At 75.4% G+C, this 20,005-nt stretch carries 18 protein-coding genes; 11 read left to right on the forward strand and 7 right to left on the reverse strand.

The annotated features are described in order from the left end of the window. Positions 1-197: 197 nt before the first annotated feature. Complete coding sequence (locus ACFV6D_RS20555) at positions 198-1,328, reverse strand: glycosyltransferase family 4 protein (RefSeq protein ID WP_244293514.1); 1,131 nt, start codon at positions 1,326-1,328, stop codon at positions 198-200. Between the two features lie 323 nt (positions 1,329-1,651). Between ACFV6D_RS20555 and ACFV6D_RS20560 the strand changes: the two genes are divergently transcribed. Together ACFV6D_RS20560 and ACFV6D_RS20565 are read left to right on the forward strand one after the other, a co-directional pair. Next, a complete protein-coding gene (locus tag ACFV6D_RS20560) occupies positions 1,652-2,911 on the forward strand; it encodes a glycosyltransferase family 4 protein (protein ID WP_380560660.1) in 1,260 nt (419 codons plus the stop codon). A 175-nt stretch (positions 2,912-3,086) separates the two neighbouring features. Next, a complete protein-coding gene (locus ACFV6D_RS20565) occupies positions 3,087-3,761 on the forward strand; it encodes a thiol:disulfide interchange protein DsbA/DsbL (RefSeq protein ID WP_063350163.1) in 675 nt (224 codons plus the stop codon). A 55-nt stretch (positions 3,762-3,816) separates the two neighbouring features. Here the strand turns inward: ACFV6D_RS20565 and ACFV6D_RS20570 are convergent, their stop codons facing one another. After that, entirely contained in the window at positions 3,817-4,563 is a 747-nt protein-coding gene (locus ACFV6D_RS20570; RefSeq protein WP_380560661.1) for an SAM-dependent methyltransferase, read from the reverse strand. A gap of 57 nt (positions 4,564-4,620) precedes the next feature. Beyond that, positions 4,621-5,760 (reverse strand): glycosyltransferase, encoded by a 1,140-nt coding sequence (locus ACFV6D_RS20575; RefSeq protein WP_380560669.1) that lies wholly within the window; start codon positions 5,758-5,760, stop codon positions 4,621-4,623. Positions 5,761-5,826: 66 nt separating this feature from the next. Here ACFV6D_RS20575 and ACFV6D_RS20580 point away from each other — a divergent pair, with 66 nt between their 5' ends. Beyond that, on the forward strand, positions 5,827-6,612 hold the full coding sequence (locus tag ACFV6D_RS20580; protein ID WP_380427349.1) for a glutamate racemase: 786 nt from the start codon (positions 5,827-5,829) through the stop codon (positions 6,610-6,612). A 488-nt stretch (positions 6,613-7,100) separates the two neighbouring features. On the opposite strand, the gene ACFV6D_RS20585 is transcribed toward ACFV6D_RS20580, so the two are convergent. Next, on the reverse strand, positions 7,101-8,126 hold the full coding sequence (locus ACFV6D_RS20585) for a polysaccharide deacetylase family protein (RefSeq protein ID WP_380560662.1): 1,026 nt from the start codon (positions 8,124-8,126) through the stop codon (positions 7,101-7,103). A 373-nt stretch (positions 8,127-8,499) separates the two neighbouring features. Here ACFV6D_RS20585 and ACFV6D_RS20590 point away from each other — a divergent pair, with 373 nt between their 5' ends. From ACFV6D_RS20590 to ACFV6D_RS20600, 3 genes are all read left to right on the forward strand, one after another. Further along, positions 8,500-8,772 (forward strand): hypothetical protein, encoded by a 273-nt coding sequence (locus tag ACFV6D_RS20590; RefSeq protein WP_063350167.1) that lies wholly within the window; start codon positions 8,500-8,502, stop codon positions 8,770-8,772. Positions 8,773-9,112: 340 nt separating this feature from the next. Then, positions 9,113-9,622 (forward strand): sugar transferase, encoded by a 510-nt coding sequence (locus ACFV6D_RS20595; RefSeq protein WP_063350168.1) that lies wholly within the window; start codon positions 9,113-9,115, stop codon positions 9,620-9,622. 73 nt (positions 9,623-9,695) lie between these two features. Next, positions 9,696-10,184, forward strand: a complete 489-nt coding sequence (locus ACFV6D_RS20600; RefSeq protein WP_063350169.1) for an NUDIX domain-containing protein — start codon at positions 9,696-9,698, stop codon at positions 10,182-10,184. A 119-nt stretch (positions 10,185-10,303) separates the two neighbouring features. On the opposite strand, the gene ACFV6D_RS20605 is transcribed toward ACFV6D_RS20600, so the two are convergent. Further along, positions 10,304-10,918, reverse strand: coding sequence for a PTS fructose transporter subunit IIA (locus tag ACFV6D_RS20605; RefSeq protein WP_347878552.1), 615 nt, complete (start codon positions 10,916-10,918; stop codon positions 10,304-10,306). Between the two features lie 294 nt (positions 10,919-11,212). On the opposite strand from ACFV6D_RS20605, the gene ACFV6D_RS20610 reads away from it, so the two are divergent. From ACFV6D_RS20610 to ACFV6D_RS20620, 3 genes are all read left to right on the forward strand, one after another. Then, on the forward strand, positions 11,213-11,425 hold the full coding sequence (locus ACFV6D_RS20610) for a DUF397 domain-containing protein (protein ID WP_208869206.1): 213 nt from the start codon (positions 11,213-11,215) through the stop codon (positions 11,423-11,425). Positions 11,426-12,137: 712 nt separating this feature from the next. Beyond that, positions 12,138-12,632 carry a hypothetical protein gene (locus ACFV6D_RS20615; RefSeq protein WP_063350170.1) on the forward strand — a complete coding sequence of 165 codons (495 nt, stop codon included), beginning with the start codon at positions 12,138-12,140 and terminating at the stop codon, positions 12,630-12,632. A gap of 317 nt (positions 12,633-12,949) precedes the next feature. After that, positions 12,950-14,233 carry an acyl-CoA dehydrogenase family protein gene (locus ACFV6D_RS20620; protein WP_079136050.1) on the forward strand — a complete coding sequence of 428 codons (1,284 nt, stop codon included), beginning with the start codon at positions 12,950-12,952 and terminating at the stop codon, positions 14,231-14,233. 36 nt (positions 14,234-14,269) lie between these two features. Here ACFV6D_RS20620 and ACFV6D_RS20625 read toward each other — a convergent pair whose 3' ends face one another. Further along, complete coding sequence (locus ACFV6D_RS20625) at positions 14,270-15,484, reverse strand: aminoglycoside phosphotransferase family protein (protein WP_107452966.1); 1,215 nt, start codon at positions 15,482-15,484, stop codon at positions 14,270-14,272. Positions 15,485-15,957: 473 nt separating this feature from the next. Between ACFV6D_RS20625 and ACFV6D_RS20630 the strand changes: the two genes are divergently transcribed. Beyond that, positions 15,958-17,439 (forward strand): hypothetical protein, encoded by a 1,482-nt coding sequence (locus ACFV6D_RS20630; RefSeq protein WP_063350171.1) that lies wholly within the window; start codon positions 15,958-15,960, stop codon positions 17,437-17,439. 82 nt (positions 17,440-17,521) lie between these two features. Here the strand turns inward: ACFV6D_RS20630 and ACFV6D_RS20635 are convergent, their stop codons facing one another. Next, entirely contained in the window at positions 17,522-18,052 is a 531-nt protein-coding gene (locus tag ACFV6D_RS20635) for a hypothetical protein (protein WP_063350172.1), read from the reverse strand. Between the two features lie 286 nt (positions 18,053-18,338). Between ACFV6D_RS20635 and ACFV6D_RS20640 the strand changes: the two genes are divergently transcribed. Then, the gene (locus ACFV6D_RS20640; RefSeq protein ID WP_380378584.1) at positions 18,339-19,850 is read left to right on the forward strand and encodes a HEAT repeat domain-containing protein; all 1,512 of its coding nucleotides are present in this window, start codon (positions 18,339-18,341) and stop codon (positions 19,848-19,850) included. Positions 19,851-20,005 lie beyond the last annotated feature (155 nt).

Consider the following 20,005-nt stretch of genomic DNA (forward strand, 5'->3'; position numbering starts at 1 on the left):
CCAAATCCGTACGGGGAAGGGGGAGGTGAGGCAGCGCGACGGTCGCCCCGGCCGGACATCCTGCCGACCGGGCCGGGCCGAGGTCCAACCGCGTTCACCCGATCCGCGTAACCGGCCGCAGGACGCGCCGGCCGGGTCCGGGCGCAGCCCGGGCGCTCCGCGTACGGGTCGATCCGGCCGCCGCCGGGTCGCAGGGGTCAGAGCGGCCGCACCCGCAGCGCGCGCTCGTAGAACTCGACCATGTGCGCGGACACCTGGGACAGCGTGAACGAGGCCAGGAACCGTGCCCGCGCGGCCTTCGCCCGCACCCGCGCCGCCGCCCGGTCGTCCAGCGTGTCGACGACCGCCGCCGCCAGTTCGGCCGGCCGCTCCGGCGCCACCAGCCGGGCGTAGTCCTCCGAGCCGACCGTCTCGCGCAACGCCGGCACGTCCGCGCAGACCAGCGGCACCCCGACGCCCATCGCCTCGATCGCCGTGCCGCCCTGGCCCGCCCAGCGGGACGGCACGGCGAGCACGTCGGCAGCGGCCATCAGGTCGGCCACGTCCTCGCGCGGCCCGAGCAGGCGGACGCTCCCGGCGGACTCGGCGAGCGCCCGCAGCCGTGCGCTCTCCGGGCCCGCCGCGCCGGCGAGCAGCAGGACGGCCCCGGGCTGCGCGTGCCGGATCGCCGGCCAGGCCGTCAACAGCACGTCCAGGCCCTTCCGGTGGTGCTGGCCGGCGGCGGCCAGCACCACCGGCACGTCCTGCGCCAGCTCCAGCGCACCGCGTACGGCGGCCCGCCGCTCCGGGGTGGCCGTGCCCAGCAGCTCCGGGTCGAGCCCGCGCGGCACCACGTCGATCCGGCGTCGGGGGATGCGCAGCCGCCGCGCCATCGTGCCGGCCACGTGCCGGGTGAGCGCGTGGAAGCGGCGGGCGCCCTGGGCGGTGGCCGCGTCCAGGGCCTGCGCGGTGCGCATCCGCCAGGGGCTCGCCCCGTGCGCCGCCGACTGCTCCGGTCCGTACGCCGGGTCGAGGAGGCTGGAAACCACCGGGGTGCGGGCGGCCAGGGCGGCGGCGCGGCCGAGCACGTCCGAGGCGTGGCGGGCGGTGTGGACGAGATCGGGCCGGCGTTCGCGGATCAGCCGGCGCAGCGCGGCGGCGGTGGCGGCCCCGGTCGGTCGGCCGACGCCGAACACGGCGGCGCCCGCCGCGGTCAGCTCCGGCTGCCAGCCGCCGGGGGAGTCGTAGAGGTAGGCGACGTCCAACGTGACTCCGGCGCGCACCAGTTGGGGAGCCATCGAGACCAGGGCGCGCTCCGCCCCGCCGGTCCGGTTCACGCTGTCGACCACCAGAAGCACCTGCACCGGCCACCCCCGCCCGCTGCGGGCGCGTCCGTTCTCCCGTGCCGGACGCCCCCTGACTGGTGATCAGCATCGCAGGTGGCCGTCGGGCCCGCCAGCCGTACGGCGGCCGGGGTCGGGCGCCGGGGTGCGGCGAGGCGAGGCAGAGCGAGGCAGGGCGAGAGGGGGCGGAACAGGGCGCACGACGGGAGCAACCGGCGCACGGCCGCAGTCGACCAGCGCACATCAGGTGTATTCACGCGGGCGCACGGGCCACCACCAGGTTGCGCGAAGGGGCTGTACGGCGCGGGGCGCTGTGCCAAGGTCGGTCCATGCCCGACCATACGTCGGCCGACCCGGCCGGAACCCGTCCCCGCGTCCTGCACCTGATCAGTGATCCACGCCGCGGCGGCGCCCAGAACTTCGCCCGTGACCTCCACCGGGAACTGCGCCGCCGGGGCCAGGCCTCCGCCCTGTGCGCCCTCGCCCCGCACCCGTCCCCCGGGCCCACCGGGCCCGCCCTCCCCGGGCCCCGCGCCGCGGACCGCACCGGAGTTCGCGCCGGGGCCGGTCCGGGAGCCCGCCTCGACGGGCCCGACCGGCAGCCCGACCCGCACCCCGGCGCCTGCGCCGACGAGGAGGACTTACGCGCCGCCGTCCTCGGCTCCGGCCGCCTGCGCCCCGGCACCCTGCGGGCGCTGCGCGCGGCCGCCCGCGGCGCCGACGTGGTGCTCGCCCACGGCTCCGACACCCTGGCGGCCTGCGCCCTCGCCCTGGCCGGCACCCGCACCCCCTTCGTCTACGTCTCCGTCGGCCACCCCCGCTACTGGACGGCGAACCGGCTGCGCCGGGTGCGCGGCGGCGCGCTGATGCACCGAGCGGCCGCCGTCACCACGCTCACCGACGAGGCCCGCGCCGTCCTGGAGGGGCGGTTCCGGCTGCCCGACGGCAAGGTGCACGTGATCTCCAACTCCCGGGCCGCCGAGAGCTATCCGCCCGCCGACGGCCGGGCCGACCGGCGCGCCGCCCGGCACGCGCTCGGCCTGCCCGCCGACGTCCTGCTGGTCGCCTGGATCGGCGCGATCGCCCCGGAGAAGCGGCTCGACCTCGCCCTCGACGTCCTCGACCGGCTGCCGGACGTCCGGCTGGCCATCGCCGGGGACGGCCCGCTGCGCGAGACGCTGGCCCGCCACCCGGCCGCCGCCCGCGCCCACTTCCTCGGCGCCCTGCCCGATCCGGCGCCGCTCTACCGGGCCGCCGACGCGCTGCTGCTCACCAGCGACAGCGAGGGCGTGCCCGGCGCGCTGATCGAGGCGGCGCTGGCCGGCGTGCCCGCCGTCGCCACCGACGTCGGGTGGGTGCGCGAGGTGGTCCGGGACGGCGCGACCGGCGCGCTCGTCGCCCCCGGGGACCCGCTCGCCCTCGCCGAGGCGCTGGCCAAGGTGCTGGCGTGCAACCGTGCGGGCCTCGGCGCGGCCGCCCGGGCGCACGCGTTGGAGCACTTCGAGCTCGGCGCCGTGGTGGACGCCTGGCAGGGGCTGGTCGCCGAGGTGTGGGCGGGGGGTGGCCCGGGGGCGCGCACCGGTCCGTGACAGACCCGCGGCGGCGGGCCGGGCCGGGCGTCGGGTTGCGCGCCGGGTCGGGCGCCGGGCCGGGCGTCGAGTCGCGCGCCGGGCCGGGCGTCGGGCTGGGCCGATCGGGCGAATCCGGGCCAGCGTGCCCGGCCGAACTCGACGGTAACGAACCGCCGCCAGCACACTGCCCGGTGTGAACTCGAAGTCGCTGCTGCGGTCCACCGTCCTGCTCGCCATCGCCGCCGGGATCGCCGTATCCCCCCTCCAGGCCGGCGCGGTGAGTCACCAACCCCCCTCCGAGGGTGCCCAGTTCGTCAAGCTGGACCATCCGCAGCCGGTGCGCGAGAGCGTCCGCACGGAGGCGGCCGAGTTCTTCTGGTACGACTGCGTCCACTCCCAGCAGCTCGAACAGCCCTTGCAGGCCTGGGCCGAGAAGCACCGCGCGGACGTCGCCCTGCGGCGCGTCCCGGCGATCTGGCCGGGCGGCCCGGACGAGGGCGCCCAGCGCGGCCACGCGCGCCTGTACTACACGCTGGAGCGCCTGGGCCTGGTCGAGCGCCTGCAGAGCAGCGTCTTCCGCTCGGTGCGCACCGACCAGACCGACCTCACCACCGAGGCCACCGCCACCGACTGGGCGGTGCGCCACGGCGTGGACGCCCAGCTCTTCCGCCGGACGTACCGCTCCGACGAGGTGGCGCGGTCGGTCGACGAGGCCGCCGTCGAGTTCGTCCGCTACGGCGTCAACGAGCTGCCGACGGTGGTCGTCCAGGGCGAGTACCGGACTTCGCCGAGCAAGGCCGGTGGCGTCGAGGCGATGCCCGAGGTGCTGGACTACCTGGTCCAGCAGGAGCAGCTGCGCGGGAACTGAGCCCGCCGCCGGCCGGGGTCGGACAGCCCTCCGGCGGCCCGCCCCGCCCGGCGGTTCAGTCCCGGCGCAGCAGGTACGTCACGAAGCCGAACGTCCCCCGGTAGCCGTGCAGCCACTCCCGCCGGTGCCGGTCCGCGGCCTCCCGGGCGGCCGCCGCGTCGGGGTCGTCCGGGTGCTCCAGCGCCCACTCGGCCAGCGCACCCGTCCACGCGAACTCGTAGTCGTCCCACTCCTGCGGGCTGCTCACGTAACCGGACACCGGTGTCCAGCCGTCCGCCAGCACCCGGTCCGTGGTGGTCGCCAGGTCCGCGTAGTCGTCCCGGGCCGCGCCCAGCCCGTCCAGGGCCGCCCGGGACGGCTCCCGCTCCCAGAAGCCCTCGCCGACCAGCACCCGCCCGCCCGGGGCCAGGTGCTCGCGGGCCGCCGCCAGCGTCGGCAGCAGCCCGCCGAAGGCGTGGGTGGCGCCCACGCACAGCACCAGGTCGAAGGGCTCGACCGAGTCGAACTCCCGCGCGTCCACGTGGTGCAGGCCGATCCGGCGCGCCACGCCGAGCGCGGTCGCCGCCTCCCTGGCCCGGGTCAGCGCCGCCGCGTCCAGATCCACCCCCACCGCCCGCCAGCGCGGACGCGCCGCCAGCGCCCGGACCAGCCACGCCCCCTCGCCGCAGCCGAGGTCCAGCGCCCGGCCGTCCGCCGCCCCGGCGGTCGCGCGTTCCAGCAGCAGGGCCACCGACTCGTCCGTCAGCGGCGCCGCGATCGGGTGGTGGGCATGGGCGAGACGGGAGATCCTCTGGCGGTCCATTCGAGCAGTATGGAGCCAACCGGCCTGCCGTGCCCGCGAATTCGGGGCCCGGAACACTCAGGCCCGCGAGTACGTCCGGCCCTTCCACGCCGCGCCCCGGCCCCGCCAGTGCTGCACCGCCGAGTCCACCGTCATCAGCAGGTACAGGCCAGCCGTGAAGGGCAGCAGCAGCACGGCCGGCGCCGGCTGCCGGTAGTACCGCACCATCGGCAGATAGGTGCCCGCCATCAGCGCCCAGGCCGCCCCGCCCGCCGCCGCCACCGCCGGCGCCCCCGCGACCAGCCCGGCCGCCGCCGCCACCGGCGGCACCAGGTACACCAGCCCCAGCCCCAGCACCGTCCCGAGCAGCAGCAGCGGCGAATGCCGCAACTGGGCGTACGCGCTGCGCGACACCATCCGCCACAACTGCTCCAGCCGGGGGTACGGCCGGACGCTGTCCACCGCCCCGGCCAGCCCCAGCCAGGTCCGCCCGCCCGAGGACTTCACCGCCCGCGCCAGCGACACGTCGTCGATCACCGCACCCCGGATCGCGGCCACCCCGCTGGCCCGCTCCAGCGCCTCCCGCCGCACCAGCGAACAGCCGCCCGCCGCGGCCGCCGTCCGCCCACCGGGCCGGTTGCTCCAGCGGAACGGGTACAACTGCGCGAAGAAGTAGACGAAGGCCGGCACGATCAGCCGCTCCCAGCCGGTCTCCACCCGCAGCCGGGCCATCTGCGACACCAGGTCCAGCCCGTTGCTCTCCGCCGCAGCCACCAGCTCCGCCAGCGAGTCGGGCCCGTGCGCGATGTCCGCGTCCGTCAGCAGCAGGTACTCGACGTCCGGACCGGCCAGCTCCACCCCGTGCCGCAGCGCCCACAACTTGCCCGTCCACCCCGGGGGCAACGGGGGAGGAGTCGTGACGGTCAACTCCAGCCCGTCCATCGTCCGCAGCTCCGCCGCCACCGCGCCCGTGCCGTCCGAACTGTGGTCGTCCACCAGGATCACCCGCGCCCGCCCCGGGTACTTCTGGGCCAGCAGCGTCGGCAGGCTCATCGGCAGTACCTGCGCCTCGTCCCGGGCCGGCACCACCACCGCCGCCTGCGGCCAGCGCACCGGCGGACGGCGCGGCGGCAACCGCACGTCGGTGCGCCAGAACAGCCCGTGGCAGCACGCCAACCAGAGCCAGACCAGCAGGGAGAACGCGGCGATCCACAACAGGACGGTCACTCCCGCAGTTTGCCGCAGAACCGGCCGGATCGGGCGGATCGACTAAAGTCTTGCCCCGTGAAGATCGCACTGATGGACTCCGGAATCGGCCTGCTGGCCGCCGCCGCCGCCCTTCGGAAGCTGCGCCCGGACGTCGATCTGGTGCTCTCCTCCGACCCGGCCTCGATGCCCTGGGGGCCGCGCACCTCCGAGGAGGTCACCGACCTCGCCCGCGGCTGCTCGCTCGCCGCCGCGGCGCTCGAACCGGACGCGCTGGTCATCGCCTGCAACACCGCCTCCGTGCACGCGCTCGCCACCCTCCGGGCCGAACTCGAACCCGGACTGCCCGTCGTCGGCACCGTCCCGGCGATCAAGCCCGCCGCCGCCCTCGGCGGCTCCGTGGCCATCTGGGCCACCCCGGCCACCACCGGCAGCGCCTACCAGCGCGGCCTGATCCGCGACTTCGGCGGCACCGCGGACGTGACCGAGGTGGCCTGCCCCGGCCTCGCCGACGCCATCGAACACGGCGACGACGCCGCCATCACCGCCGCCATCGCCGACGCCGCCGCCCGCACCCCCGCCGGCACCGCCGCGATCGTCCTCGGTTGCACGCACTACGAACTGGTCGACGACCGCATCCGCGCCGCCGTCGCCCCCACCGCCTCCCCGGCGCTCACCCTGCACGGCTCCGCCGACGCCGTCGCCGCCCAGGCCCTGCGCCGGGTCACCGACCCCACGCGCACCGGCGCCGGCACCATCACCGTGCTCCACGCTGGCGCCCCCGCCGCCCTCCCCCCGGCCGCACTCCTCTACCCCCAGGGGCGCACCCTCGCCGCCCTGATGCGCAGCACGCTGCCGGCGTGACCCTCACTCCCACCGCCACCGCCCTCGCGGAGCACTTCGCCCCCCGAGGAGCCGCTGACGAGCCCCCGCCGAGCCGCCGCCGGGCCAATTTTCGCCCGCTGGCGGTCCGCCCTTCAGCCCGCGCGGAAGGCCACCGCAGCTGATCCCCATCCGGGGCAGCCGAGGGCAGGTTCTCTGTCATGAGTTGAGGGGCAAATCTTTGCCCTCCAACCTCCGGGGGTCGGTCGAGGAGTCCCGTGGTGGCCGGCCGTCCCGGTCTTCCGCGGAGGCTGCCTGTCCGGGGCGGCTGATGCAGGAAGTCGGCCTGCCCGACGGTCTGTGCCCGCGGGGCAAGGCCTTGCCCCACGGGCGGGTGGTTTGCCGCTGAGGCGGGGCCAAATTTTGCCCCCCAGAGGTCCGGTACCTCTCCCCGACAGGGCACATTTTTTCTCCTGAGCGACCCTGAGCGCCCGTGAGTGCCTCTGCGTCCCCTCGCGTGCCCCGGCCGGTCAGGCGGCGGCTTGGCGGCGCCAGCGGCGGTAGGCGGGTTCTAGGCCGGAGAGGATGGTGTCGAAGCGGCGGGTGCTGGTGGTGGAGTCGACCTGGAGGCGGCTGATCTGGAGCGGGTGGGAGGGGATGCGGGGGCCGAGCCGGTGGTCGGAGAGGAAGCCGAGGCGGTAGCCGAGCTCCTGGAGGACGGTTTCGGCACGCGGGTCGTGCCCGCCGTCCGGGTAGGCGAAGGCGGTCGGGGGTTCGCCGAGCCAGCGGGTGAGGGCTTCGTGGGCGCCGGTGATCTCGGCGCGGACGGTGGCGTCGTCGCAGCGGCCGAGGCAGGGGTGCCCCTGGGTGTGGTTGCCGATGGCGACGCCGCCGTCGCGCAGGGCGAGCAGGTCGGCGGGGGTGAGCTGCTCCTGGCGGGGCGGGCGGCGGTCGGCGCTGACCCGTAGCTCGTGCAGGCTGCGCCGCCGGTCGGGGTCGGGCATGGCCTTGAGCCGGGGGAGTAGCTGGGAGGGGTGCCCGCAGTCGAGCGAGCGGGCACGGCCGCCGTGCCGGGCGAGGAAGTCGGCCTCGTGCCACCAGAAGGGGCGTTCGGTGCCGATGAGCTCGGAGATGACGAAGGCGGTGGCGGGGATGCCGCGGGCGTCGAGGGCGGGCAGGGCGTGGGTGAGGACGCTGCGGTCGGCGTCGTCGAAGGTGACCAGGACGCTGCGGGGCGGCAGCGGCCGCTGTTCGGTGACGGCTTGGAGGACGGCGGTGAGCGAGACCGGGGTGGCGAGTCTTCGGAGCCGGTCGAGCTGGGCGCCGAAGGACCGGTGGTCGGTGACGCCGTGGTAGGCGAGGACGGCGAGGCGTTGTGCGGCGCGGGCGCGGAACAGGGGTTGGACGGGGGCGAACCGCAGCCATTCGCCCCGCGCGTCCGGCCTGCCCCGGTCGGCGGTCGGGTGGCGGCGGGTGGCCGTCGGCAGCGGGCGCACGAACGGGACGGGCCTGGTGGGGGCCATGGAGATCGACGTGGTGGACTGGGACTGCGGCACGGTTCCCCCTCGGTCGCCGAGCGGCGTGGCGGTACCGCCGGAGGACGGAGTCCGGCCTCCGACTCCAGGCGGCGGCGGCTCCGCCTCCTGGGTATTCCGGTCCGCGGTGGGGGGCTCGCACCCTTCCCGCGAACGGCTCCTGGATCGCTCAATGCCATTGAGACCGCTGCACCGGGCGGATGGTTGTACCGGGGGGACGAGGATTTTTCGTGGACTGATGTGGACTGATGTGAACTGAATGTGGAGCCGGAATGCACGACCGGGGCCGGTCCGCGACCTGCTCGGGCGAGGTCGGCGGGCCGGTCGCACCGGGTGGTCGAACGTTCACTCCCTGCGGGCTGCCTCCGGCGTTCGCCGGGGGTACCTTGGGCTCATGGCAGATGCGGACCGTGATCCCTTCCACCTGCACGGCGCGACCAGGATGGCCCGTGCGTGGAGTGGTGGCGCCCTGGTCACCCACCAGCTTCTGCTGGCGGTGGTGGGTTTGGCCTGTCTCGCGCTGGGCATTGTGGTGGCGGTGATCGTTCCGGACAGTGACGGTCCGGCCTGGGCGATGGCGGTGGCGGGCTGTCTGGCCGCGGGAGTGCTGCTGCTCGGCCGGATCGCGTTCGGGCTGCTGCGTTACCGCCGGGGCGCCGCGCTCTAACCTCCTCAGCGACCGGCCGGCCTTCGGTGGACGGCTGTACTTCGATTGCCCTCGGCATTCCGAGCGGCAGATCGAGCAGCAGATCGAGCAATATTGGTCAGATCGACCGAATTTCGGCCTGTCGGACAATCCTCTGCCCACTTCTTTCACCATTCCCGGGCGACGACTCCAAGGCGCCTTTACTGTGAATGCGTTCTTGCGGCTCGACGGTGCCGTGGACTCGACGGTGCCGTGGAGGGGAAGAGATGGGCGGCAGCGCCACGTCCGATCCGGGCGGAGAACCGGGTGGAGAACCCGGCAGGAAGCCGGACGGCGCACCGCGCACCACCGTGTCCGCCGGATGAAGCGCGGCGGGGACCTCGCCCTCGCCGCCCTGGCCGGGATCGTCGCGCTCCCGCTGGCCCTGGTGATCGCCGCCCTGCTCCGTTGCACGGCGCGCGGCCCGGTGCTCCTGCGGCTGACCCGGGCCGGACGGCACGGCCGGGAGTTCCAGGTCCTCCGCTTCCGGACCAGCCGGGGAGGACGGCTCGGCGTGCTGCTCCGCCGGACCGGCCTGGACGAGCTGCCCCGGCTGTGGAACGTCGCCCGCGGCGAGATGGGGGTGATCGGCCCCCGGCCCGTCCGCCCCGACCAGGTGGTCCGCTACTCCCGCCGCGAGCGCGGCCGGCTCGCCGTCCGGCCCGGGCTGACCGGCTGGGCCCAGCTCCAGGCCCGCCGCCCGCTCGCCCGGCCGGACTGGGCCGAACTCGACCTCTGGTACGTGGAGCACCGCTCGCTCCGGCTCGACCTGCGGATCCTCGGGCTGACCGTGCTGGCCCTGCTGCGCCCGGAGGGCGGCCTCGCACGATGAGCCCGCGCGTCGCGGGTCGCACGTCGGTGGCGGCGGCCCGGGAGCCTGCCGGACAGGGCCTAGGCTGCGGCGTATGGCCATTCCCCCGTTCCTCGCCGATCTCCGCGCCCTGGTGGGCACCCGCCCGCTCTGGCTGACCGCCGTCGTCGCCGTCGTCCTGGACGACCACGGCCGGGTGCTGCTGGGCCGACGGGCCGACGACGGGAGGTGGGCGCCGGTCGGCGGCATCCTCGATCCCGGCGAGCAGCCCGCCGACGGCGTGGTGCGCGAGTGCCTGGAGGAGACCGGGGTGGTGGCCGTGCCCGAGCTGCTCGCCTCGGTCACCGTCTCGCCGCAGGTCACCTACCCGAACGGTGACGTGACGCAGTACCTGGTGCTGACCTTCCGGTGCCGGGCGGTCGGCGGCGAGGCGAGGGTGAACGACGACGAGTCGCTGGAGGTCGGCTGGTACCCGCTGGACGGGCTGCCGCCGATGATCGAGGTCGAGCACGAGCGGCTGCGCCACGCGCTGGAGTGCGAGGGGTCGGCGGTCTTCGTGTGGGAGGGCAAGGAGCGCCCCTGACCGGCGCACGGCGGACGGTCCGCATCCTCGCCTCCCCTCCCCGGGCGGGCCGGGAGTCCGGACCCTTCGCCGATGGTAGCCGTCCGGTCACCCCGGGTGGGGGGAATTCGCGAGGCCGCTCAGCCCTTGCGCTGCCGGTAGGCCTCCTCCGCGGCGTCCAGGACGGCGGCGAGGTCGCCGCCCGCGGTGGCGGTGGCGGTGGCCGCGACCGCGCCCTCGACGAACGGCGCGTTCGCGAAGCGGACCGGGAACGGGAGGCCGTGCTCGTCGGCGTCGGACAGCAGGGCGCGCACGGTGGTGACGGCGCTGCCCAGGTCGGCGAGCACCACGACCCCGTGGCCCTGGTCGACCCGGCGGGTGGCGGCGGCCACCAGGACCGCGCTGATGCCGGGACCGCCCTGGTCCCCGCCGGTCGCGGCGATCGGGGCGGGGGAGTCGGATCCGGTCAGTGCGAGCGCGAGGGCGCGCACCGCGATGGCCAGTTCCTGGCTGTGCGACACCAGGACGATCCCGACCCGGCCGTGCGCGGGGGGCCGGCCGGAGGCAGGCCGGGGCAGCGTGGCGGGCGCGGGTGGCGTGCGGGGCGCCGGGGGGTGGGCCGAGGGGGCGTCGGAGATGGGGATGACATCGGCGCGGGTGCCGTCCCGGCGGCTCATCGGCTGCTCCCTCTGGGCGGTGGCGGGTGGTGGTGGGCGGTGCTGGGCGAGGTGGTGCGGGCCGCGTCCGGTGCGCATCGGGTTCGCGGGGCCGGGGCGGGCCGTCGAGGGCCGTCGAGGGCCCGTGTACGGCCGGCGGGGGTGGTCCCCCGCGCTGCCAAGCACTCTGGCAGCTCCGGTGGCCCCCGTCGGGCGGGACACGCGTTGAGCGGGCCTCCTGCGGCGTCCGGGCCCGGCTGGTGGAGTCCTCGTCAACCCGCTGACCGGGGCGGGCGGGTGTGGTTAGGCTGGCCGGGAAAGCCGTCGGGAGGAGACCGGGTAGTGGCAGTCAACAGTGGGATCGACGTGGAGGCGGGCGGCGCGGAGCCGCAGCTGGCGCCGAGCGGGAAGCCGAAGGTGGACTTCAGCGGGGCGAAGTGGCTGTGCAGCAGCCAGGGCGTCGGGGATGTCCAGATCGCGTTCGTGGACGGGTACATCGGGATGCGGGACGGCCGCCAGGAGGACGGTCCGGTCCTGGTGTTCACGCCGGGGGAGTGGCGGGCCTTCGTGCTCGGTGCCCGGGACGGCGAGTTCGACCTCACCTGAGCCACCGTCGCACGACCGCGGAGCGGGTCCCGTCGGAACGGGGCCCGCTCCGCGGTCGATTTCGGCCCCGAACATCACAACTGATGATCTATTGAACGTGCCCCGTCAGAATTTCTGTTGACTGTTAGACAAACGCAGCTCAGAGTATGAGCACAGGCAGACGCCGTGCCCACCGCCCCCACGCGGCCAGACACGGCGCCTGCTGTGCGACCCGGCAGCGTTGCCAGGCCATCCTCCCAGTCATCCCCTGCGCACCGGGGTGCGTCGGCCGGTCCCGGCCCACGAGGGGCCGGCAGTCGCCGGGAGGCTGGCGTCGACGCCGAGAGCGACTCGGCGGCGACACCGTTTGCTCGGGACCCGCACGCCCCCACGCGGCGGCGTCCCGAGCAAGATCCGCGGGAGCGACGGGCCGGGGCCCCGCGGATCTGGCTTGTGGTGATGGAACTGTTGGCTTGTCTGCTGTGCTGTGTGCGACGACGAAGCTGGGTGCTCGGCAGTTCGGCACGACGATGTGCACAGTGAGGGAAACGCGTGTAGGGCCGCGTTGCGACATGCCGTCCCCCCGGAGGGTGAAACCCAGAACGGCTGTCGTGCTGAACCGAACGTAGCCCGGACGGTTGCTCAGAGTCAACATTGGTCTCTGAGCGTCGATCTCCCGACGGTGCCCCACCCACCTCGCGAGCGTGGTGTGCCGGGCACGTACGATGTTCCCATGTCTTTTCTCCGCCGTCGCTCCGGACAGCCCGCCGGCCCGGACTTCGACGTGCTCGCGATGGACCCGGGTGACTGGCCCGGCGACTTCGGTGCGGCCATGATGACCGGCCCGGACGGCTCCTGCCAGGGGATTTTCCTGCGCTACGACCTGTTCGGCGGCAGAGGCCCGGCGATGTTCATCGGCAACCTCCCCGAGGGCTCGCCCGCCCGGGAGACCGGCGACAGCGTGCCCTTCGAGGTGCGGCAGCTGCTCGCGGCGCTGGAGAACGACGAGCCGGTCGACTTCGTCTCGGCCGAGGACTTCCCGGTGATGCTCGGGGACGACCTGCTGATCGTGAAGAAGGTCAAGGTCAGCGAGGAGCGGGTGTTCTGCGCCCAGTTCGGGCGCAGCGACGGCGTCCAGGTCACCATCGCGTCCTGGGACCGACCGATTTCGGACGACCTGTATCAGCTGTTGAAGCCGCTCCCGGCCGACATGTTCCAGCAGGGCTGACCGGCCTCGACCGGGGCTCGGACGCCGCTTGACGGTTTCGATCACAGGTTCGTACAGTCGCGAACATGTCGTGCCGTCTCCCGCTGCTGACCCGTCGCAGCTATCTGGACCTGCGGCGCACCGCCAGCGCGGTGTGTCCGGGCCGCTGAGGGGGATTCGTCCCCGAGGCGGCGGGCGGCCGGCCGTTCGTGGCCGGCGCCGAATCCGGGGGCGGGCCGTGAACTGACCTCCGAGGCCGCCCGTCCGGTACCGCGCGCCCGTCCGGCGTGCCGCCCGCATCTGCCGCGCCCACGCTGCCGCCCGGAGGCCCCAGCACCATGACGACCACCGCCGCTGACCGTTCGCCCGCGGACCGCCCGTCCGGCACCGCGACCGCCGCCGTGCCCGGCACCGCCTCGGGAGCGTCGGATTCCGGCCACCCCGCGCCCGATGCCGCGCCCGACCGCTCGGCCGTCGTCGCCGCCCTCGCCGGACTGCCCCGGGTGGTCGACCTGCTCTCCGCCCGCGCCGAGGAGCACGACCGCGACGCCACCTTCCCGTACCAGGGCATCGAGGCGGTGCACGAGGCCGGACTGCTTACCCTGACCGTCTCCCAGCGGTACGGCGGACCGGGCGGCACGCTCGCCGACACCGTCCGGGTACTGGCCCAACTCGGGCGCGGGGACGCCTCGGTGGCCGTGGTCACCGCCTTCACGCTGCTCCAGCACGCCGAGCAGGCCCGCCGTGCCTCCTGGCCGACGGCGGGCTACCGGCGGCTGCTCACCGAGTCCCGGCGCGGGCCCGCCCTGGTCAACACGCTGCGCGCGGAGCCCGGCGGCCGGCCCGGAGCGCTGCCGGACACGGTGGCCCGGCGGGACGGCGAGGGCTGGTTGTTGACGGGCCGGAAGACGTACTGCACCGGCGCCGAGGCGCTGGCCTGGATGGCGGTGACGGCACGGACCGACGAGCCGGAGCCGAGGCTGGGGACGTTCCTGGTCCGCGGCGAGAGCGAGGGCCTGGAGATCGACCCGACCTGGGACCAGGTCGGCCTGCGGGCCAGCGCCAGCCACGACGTGGTGCTGGAGCAGGTCCGGGTGCCGACCGAGCTCGCGCTCGGCCTCACCGCTCCCAAGGGCGGCGCGGCGGACGCGGCCGGGGCGGCCGAACTCTCCCTCGCCTGGCACGATCTGGCGCTCTCCGCGGTGGCGATCGGGGTGGCTCGCGCCGCCCAGTCCTGGCTGATCCGCTTCCTCAACCAGCGCACTCCGGCCAATCTGACCGAGCCGCTCGGCACCCTGCCCCGCTACCGCTGCGCCCTCGGCGAGATCGAGGCCCAGCTGATCGGCGCCGAGGAACTGGTCGAGGGGCTGGCCCCCCGGGTGGACCGGGGCGAGCCGGACGCGGTCGCCCGGACCGGCCCGGCCCACCTGCTGGCCACCCGGGCCGCGACGGCGGCGGTCCAGCAGGCGGTCTCGCTCACCGGCAACCCCGGCCTGAGCCGGCGTCACCCGCTGGAGCGCTACCTGCGGGACGTGCTGAGCAGCCGGGTGCACCTCGCCCCGGACGAGGCCGTCCTGGAGGCCGCCGGCCGGGCCGCCCTGGAGCGCGGCGGCCGGCCGTAGCGGATTCCGGGCCCCGGGGGCTCGGGGCCCGGAGCCTCAGCGGGTGCCGACCGCGGCCCGGACGGCCCGGCGGGCGAGCGCGGCGTCGTCGTAGAGCCGGCGGATCATGATCCGCTGCTCCTCGCCGGCGCCCGGCACGTCGTACAGCCGGATCTCCCGCATCAGCACCAGCACCAGGTTGACCAGGAACGCGTCCCGGGCCAGCGTGCCGCCGCTCTGAGCGAGTTGGCTGATCTGGCGGCGCGCCGCGGTGTCGCCGGACAGCACGCTCCACAGCACCGCCAGGTCGTAGCCGGGCAGGTACCAGCCGGCCTGCTCCCAGTCCACCAGCACCGGGCCGGACGGCGCCAGCAGCATGTTGCTGAGCAGGGCGTCGCCGTGGCAGAGCTGGAGCGGGGTGTGGCCGAGGCCGTGCAGCAGACCGCGCAGGTCGCCGGCGTCCCGGTCGGTGAGCTGGCCCACCGAGTGGTAACGGGCGATCTCCATCGGGTAGTCCATGCGTGGCTGGAACACGTCGGTCGGCGGCCGCCACAGGTTGAGCGTCCGGACGGCGGTCAGCAGCGCCCGCACCTCGCCCGGGGTGGGCGCGTTGACCGGGTGGCGCTCCCGCGCGGCCGGGCGCCCGGGAACGCGCTCCATGACGAGCACGCAACGGTCGTGGTCGGCGGCGACCAGCCGGGGCAGCCGCACCGGCGGGCGGTGCCGGACGAACGCCCGGTAGACCGCCACCTCGTGGTGGAAGTCGGCCACCAACTGCTCGAAGTAGCCACTCCGCACCGCCTGCGGTGCCAGGCACTTGGCGACCACCGGGGCCCGCCCGATGGTGCCCGCCACCAGGATGTGGCGGCTGCCCTCGCGCAGCACCTGGCGCGGGGTGAACGCGGGACATATCCGCGCGACGCTCGCCAGCGCGGCCCGCACCGCCGGGGTCTGCAGCGCCGACGGGTCGATCCGCTCGGGGCCGCCGACCTGGCCGGGCCGGTGCGGCGGGCGCAGCACCCGGCCGTCGGCCTGGCGGGCGAGCGGGAGCCGGCCGCCGACGGGCGGGGCCGCTTCGGGGCCGCGGAGCCCCAGCGCCGTACGGCCGGACGGGACCCGGGCGTCCGTGGACCGGCCGTCGGTGCCGTGCGGGGCCACCGGGCGGCTCGACGGGGGCACCTGCTTCGGCCCGGGGCGCCCGGCGGCCGCGGTGGGGGGGCGCAGCGCGGTGCGGGTCGCGGTCGGCGAGGGGGTCGTCGCTGAGGAGTACATGGGGTGAGGGTGGTCCCTTTCTGTCCGTCGGCAGGTGCGCCCCGCGGTGCGGGGAGGGCCGGTGCCGCGTGCTTCCTGGCGTGACGGCGGCCCTGACTCGGTGCGGTGGGTGGTGCGCGGGCGCCGGGCACGGACGCGGGGTCGGAAGACCCGGACGACGGCGGTGCTCCGGCCGTCCGCACCCTGGGGAGTACGGTCGGCCGGACTGCCGTGGCCGTGCCCGGCGCCCCCGCGCCACCCGGCCGCGCCACCCCCTCGGGTGAGGACCGGGAGCGTCCCGTGCCACGGTCGGGGGACTGCCCCGACGCCGGTGGGACGCCGCCCGACCCGGGGGCGAGGTGGCGCACCCCTACAACACACCCGCGGCGCACTGGCTTAGTAGTCTGGCGGGCCCTGGCGAACGGTGGCGAATGCTCGCCTGGCACTTGCCGGAGCCTCTAGCCTCGAATCAGCCGAGGAACCTGGGGGCTTCGTTGAGCAGGGAACCCAACACCCGACTCGCTGACTTGTTCGTCCTGACCGGTTGGTCGAAGGGCGAGCTCGCGCGGCTGGTCAACCGTCGGGGTGCCGCGATGGGGCAGCAGCAGCTGTCCACCGACACGTCGAGGGTACGGCGCTGGATCGAGCAGGGGGAGATCCCCCGGGATCCGGTGCCGAGGGTGCTGGCGGCCGTGTTCACGGAGCGGCTCGGCCGTGTCGTCACCACTGAGGACCTCGGTCTGGAACGACACCGGCCCACCAGGTCCGGAGCGGCGCAGTCCGCAGCAGTGCCATGGTCGCCGGATCGAACGGCCGCGGTCCTCACCGAGTTCACGGGAATGGACCTCATGCTGAACCGACGTGGATTGGTGGGCGCGGGTGCCGCGCTCACGGCCGGAACGGTCATCGCCGATTCGTTGAAGGGCTGGCTCGGGGGGGACGCGGTCGCGTACGCGGCCTCGGTCCCCGGGCCGCGCCAGGTGATCACCCAGGGCGGGGCGCGCCCCGCGGTGGACGTGTACGACGCGGGCCCGGTCGGGCTCGACGAGGTGGAGTCGCTGGAGCGCTCGGTCCAGGTGTTCCGCGCCTGGGACGCGGCGCGCGGCGGCGGGCTCCAGCGCAAGGCGGTGGTCGGTCAACTGAACGAGGTGGGAGGCCTGCTGACGCACCGGCACCCCCCGGCGGTGGAGCAGCGGCTGTGGCTGGTCGCGGCGAACCTGGCGGTGCTGGCGGGCTGGATGTCGCACGACGTGGGCCTGGAGCCCACCGCCCAGCGGTACTTCATGATCGCGGCGGAGTCGGCCAAGGAGGCCGGCGACCGGCCGCGGGCCGGCGAGGCGATCTCCCGGGCCGCGCGGCAGATGGTCCACCTGGGCCGGGCCGACGACGCGATCGACCTGATGTCGGCGGCCAAGGCGGCCGGCGGCCGGGTGCTGCCGAGAACGCGCGCGATGCTGAACACCGTCGAGGCCTGGGCGCACGCCTCGATCGGGCACTCCCAGGACACCTGGCGGCTGCTCGGGGAGGCCGAGGACCTGTTCGCCGAGGGGGCGCCGGAGCCGCCGCCGTCCTGGATGCAGGTGTTCGACGAGGCCGAACTGCGCGGCATGCAGGCGCTGGTGCTGCGCACGCTGGCGGAGCACGACCCCTCGGCGGCGGCGCAGGCGCAGCGGCACGCGGAGCGGGTGATCACCCTGCGGGAGGGCACCGGGCAGCTGCGCTCGGCGCTGTTCGACCGGATCACCCTGGCCTCGGTGCACTGGCTGAGCGGCGAGCCGGACGCGGCGGAGTTCCAGGCCAAGATGGTGATGAACCTGATCGGGCAGAACTCCTCGCACCGGACCTGGGACCGGCTGCGCGAGATGTACCGGCTGACCGCGCGCTACCGGGGCCTGCCGGTGGTGGACGAGCTGCGGGCCGAGCTGGGGCGGGAGTTGCGGGCGGCGGACGCGAAGAAGCGGCCGAAGCGGTCCTGAGGCCCGGGGGTCCTGAGACGTGGAGGTTGTGAGGTCCGGAGGTTCTGCGGCCCGGAGCTTCTGAGGCCCCGGCGGGCCCCGGTCAGTTCGGGGGTGCCGGCCGCAGCAGCATGCGCAGGGCGGTGACGGTGCCGTCCGTGCCGAGGACGGGCTCGCCCGCGCACTCGACGCTGGCGTGCGGGGCGCCGTCGCGGCGGATCCGCAGGGTGCCGGCGGAGATACGGCCGTGGATCAGGGCGTCGGTCATCATCCGGCGCAGCACGGGCCGGTCGGCCTCGGGGAGGCGGTCGGGCAGCCGGTCCAGGCTGAGCGGGCCGTTGCCCGGGTCGCAGCCGAGGAGCTGGTAGGTGTCCGCGTTCCAGTGGACGCGGTCGGTGAGGAGGTCCCATTCGGCTGAGCCGATGAGGTGGTCGCGACCGCCGTCGGCGTCGGGTCCGTCGCCGAGGTCGGGGTTCTTGGACGGCTCCTGCGCCGTGCCGTCCACTCTGCCGTCCGTTCCGCTGTCGGCGTCGCCGCTCGGTTCGCCGCGCGCGCCGTCGTCCGTCGCGCCCGCCGGGGCGCCGTCCACCGTGGCGGTGTCCGGTGGGCGGGCGGCGCCTATGGGCATCTTCATGGCGGGTCCATGGCTCGGGGGTGGCCCGCCGCGTGCGGGCCGTCGGTGGTGAGAAGACTGTGGCACAGCGCCCTCGCCCCTGCGGGCGATTTGGACATAACGCAGGCAAAATTCCCCTGGCATATGCCACTGTGGCAGCAGCCTTCGTCGCCCTGTGTGCGGAAGGTGGCGCGAGGCGGTAACCTTCGGTGATTCCGGCGCCCGGGCGCCCACCGCAGTACCGACCAGTGACCCCGGCGACGGAAATCCCGTTGCCACTACGACCGCCGCAACGGATGCTGACCTCATGTTCGAGCCAGTGATAGCACCCAGTGCCAGCCTCCTCGGCCTCCTGCAGCGAGGCCGCGGTGACGGGCAGCTCCACGCGCTGGCCGCCGACCGTACCGAGGCCATCGCCGCGCTGGAGGAGTGCGTCACCAGGGATCCGCGAGCCGACTGGCAGGTCGAGAACCGCTCCCTCTACTACGCCCGCCTCTACATGGAGCTGGAAGCCCCCCTCGACGGCATCGAGGACCACCTCCACTCCGCCGAGGACCTCGTCAGCGACGACGAGAACCGCACCGGCCTCGCCCTCTCCGTCCTGGGCCACCTCGCCGCGTACGGCCGGCGCGACGCGCTGCTGATGCTGCGCGAGTACACCGCCACCGGCGCCAACTGGGCCTGGGCCCTCGACGAGCTCGCCCTGCGCGACGACGACCGCGGCCTGCTGCTGCTCGGCACCGCCGTCCTGGACCGCTTCGCCCCGGGCCCCGAGGGCGACGCCGAGCTGCGCGAGTTCATCCGCAACGCCTACGAGCCCCGGCCCTGGCGGCTGTGGGCGGCCTACCACCCGAGAGTGGCGGCGGCCAGCGAGCAGTCACCCTTCGACCTCTGGCAGCGCCAGCTCAACCGCGGCGGCGTCACCCCGGGCTGGTCCACCGCCGACGTCCTGGCCTGGGCCGACCAGGGGAGCCTGGGCGCCCTCGGGGCCGGCGCCTTCCTCGGCGGAGCCGACAGCCGGCCCGAGCCCGCGCCCGACGCCGCCGATCCGGCCGCGCCCGACGCCGTGGACCGCCGGGCCGCCGCGGCCGCCCGCTGCCTGACCGCCGTGGTCCGGCCCGAGGACCGCCCCGCCGTGTTGGAGGCCGCCCGCGGTGGCCTGCCCGGTGCCCGCCGGGCCGCACTGCGCTACCTGGTCGACCAGCGCGACCCGGCCGCCGTCGAGCTGATCGAGGCCGCCGCCGTGGACGTCGACGACCGGATCGTGCGCGCCGCCCTGGAACTGGTCGGCCGGATGCGCGGCCCCGAGGTCCTGGCGCAGGCCCGCCGCTGGGCCGACCCGGCCACCGGGGGCGCGGACAGCGCGCTCGGCGAGGCCGCCGTCAAACTGCTCGCCGACGCCGGGGAGCCGGCTGACGCACCGCTCGTCGTCGACGGGCTGCGCCGCTGGGTCTCCGTCCGCGGGGTCAGCGGTACCGGGCTCGGCTCGCTGGTCGACGGTGCGGGGCGGCTGGTCGCCGCCGACGCCGTCCCCGTGCTGCGCCACATCTACGGGGAGGCCGCCTCCTCCGAACTGCGCGGCCGCGCCGCCCGGGCGCTCGCCGTGACCGATGTGCACTTCCCCGAGGGCCCCGCCGTCGAGTGCCTCTGGGACTGCGAGGAGTCCACGCGGGAGCTCGCCGCGCGCCATGTCGCCACCACGGGTGACGCGCGCGTGCTGGAGCGCCTGCGCCGGCTCGCCGCAGATCCGGCCGAGGAGGCCGAGGTCCACGCCGCCGTCCGCGGCCGGCTGACCGCCGCCCGGGAGTTCGGGCGGTAGGGCCCCGCAGGCCGGTGGCTGCCTCCCCGATCCTGGCGAACGACGGGGGGGGGGCCCCCCCCCCGGGGGTGCCGGCCCCCGCGGGTTCGGGGGGCCGGGGGGGGCGGGGGGGGTTTAAAAAAAAAGGGGCCCCCCGAGAAACACGAAGCTGGGGT

The organism is Kitasatospora sp. NPDC059812, from assembly GCF_042732075.1.
In the GTDB taxonomy this organism is placed as follows: Bacteria; Actinomycetota; Actinomycetes; order Streptomycetales; family Streptomycetaceae; genus Kitasatospora.

Bases quoted from the DNA above. Each gene is read 5' to 3' on its own strand.
- ACFV6D_RS20560 (WP_380560660.1), top strand. From the start codon at position 1,652: ATGCCCGACCATACGTCGGCCGACCCGGCCGGAACCCGTCCCCGCGTC.
- ACFV6D_RS20570 (WP_380560661.1), bottom strand. From the start codon at position 4,563: ATGGACCGCCAGAGGATCTCCCGTCTCGCCCATGCCCACCACCCGATC.
- ACFV6D_RS20590 (WP_063350167.1), top strand. From the start codon at position 8,500: ATGGCAGATGCGGACCGTGATCCCTTCCACCTGCACGGCGCGACCAGG.
- ACFV6D_RS20595 (WP_063350168.1), top strand. From the start codon at position 9,113: ATGAAGCGCGGCGGGGACCTCGCCCTCGCCGCCCTGGCCGGGATCGTC.
- ACFV6D_RS20600 (WP_063350169.1), top strand. From the start codon at position 9,696: ATGGCCATTCCCCCGTTCCTCGCCGATCTCCGCGCCCTGGTGGGCACC.
- ACFV6D_RS20605 (WP_347878552.1), bottom strand. From the start codon at position 10,918: ATGCGCACCGGACGCGGCCCGCACCACCTCGCCCAGCACCGCCCACCA.
- ACFV6D_RS20615 (WP_063350170.1), top strand. From the start codon at position 12,138: ATGTCTTTTCTCCGCCGTCGCTCCGGACAGCCCGCCGGCCCGGACTTC.
- ACFV6D_RS20620 (WP_079136050.1), top strand. From the start codon at position 12,950: ATGACGACCACCGCCGCTGACCGTTCGCCCGCGGACCGCCCGTCCGGC.
- ACFV6D_RS20625 (WP_107452966.1), bottom strand. From the start codon at position 15,484: ATGTACTCCTCAGCGACGACCCCCTCGCCGACCGCGACCCGCACCGCG.
- ACFV6D_RS20635 (WP_063350172.1), bottom strand. From the start codon at position 18,052: ATGAAGATGCCCATAGGCGCCGCCCGCCCACCGGACACCGCCACGGTG.
- ACFV6D_RS20640 (WP_380378584.1), top strand. From the start codon at position 18,339: ATGTTCGAGCCAGTGATAGCACCCAGTGCCAGCCTCCTCGGCCTCCTG.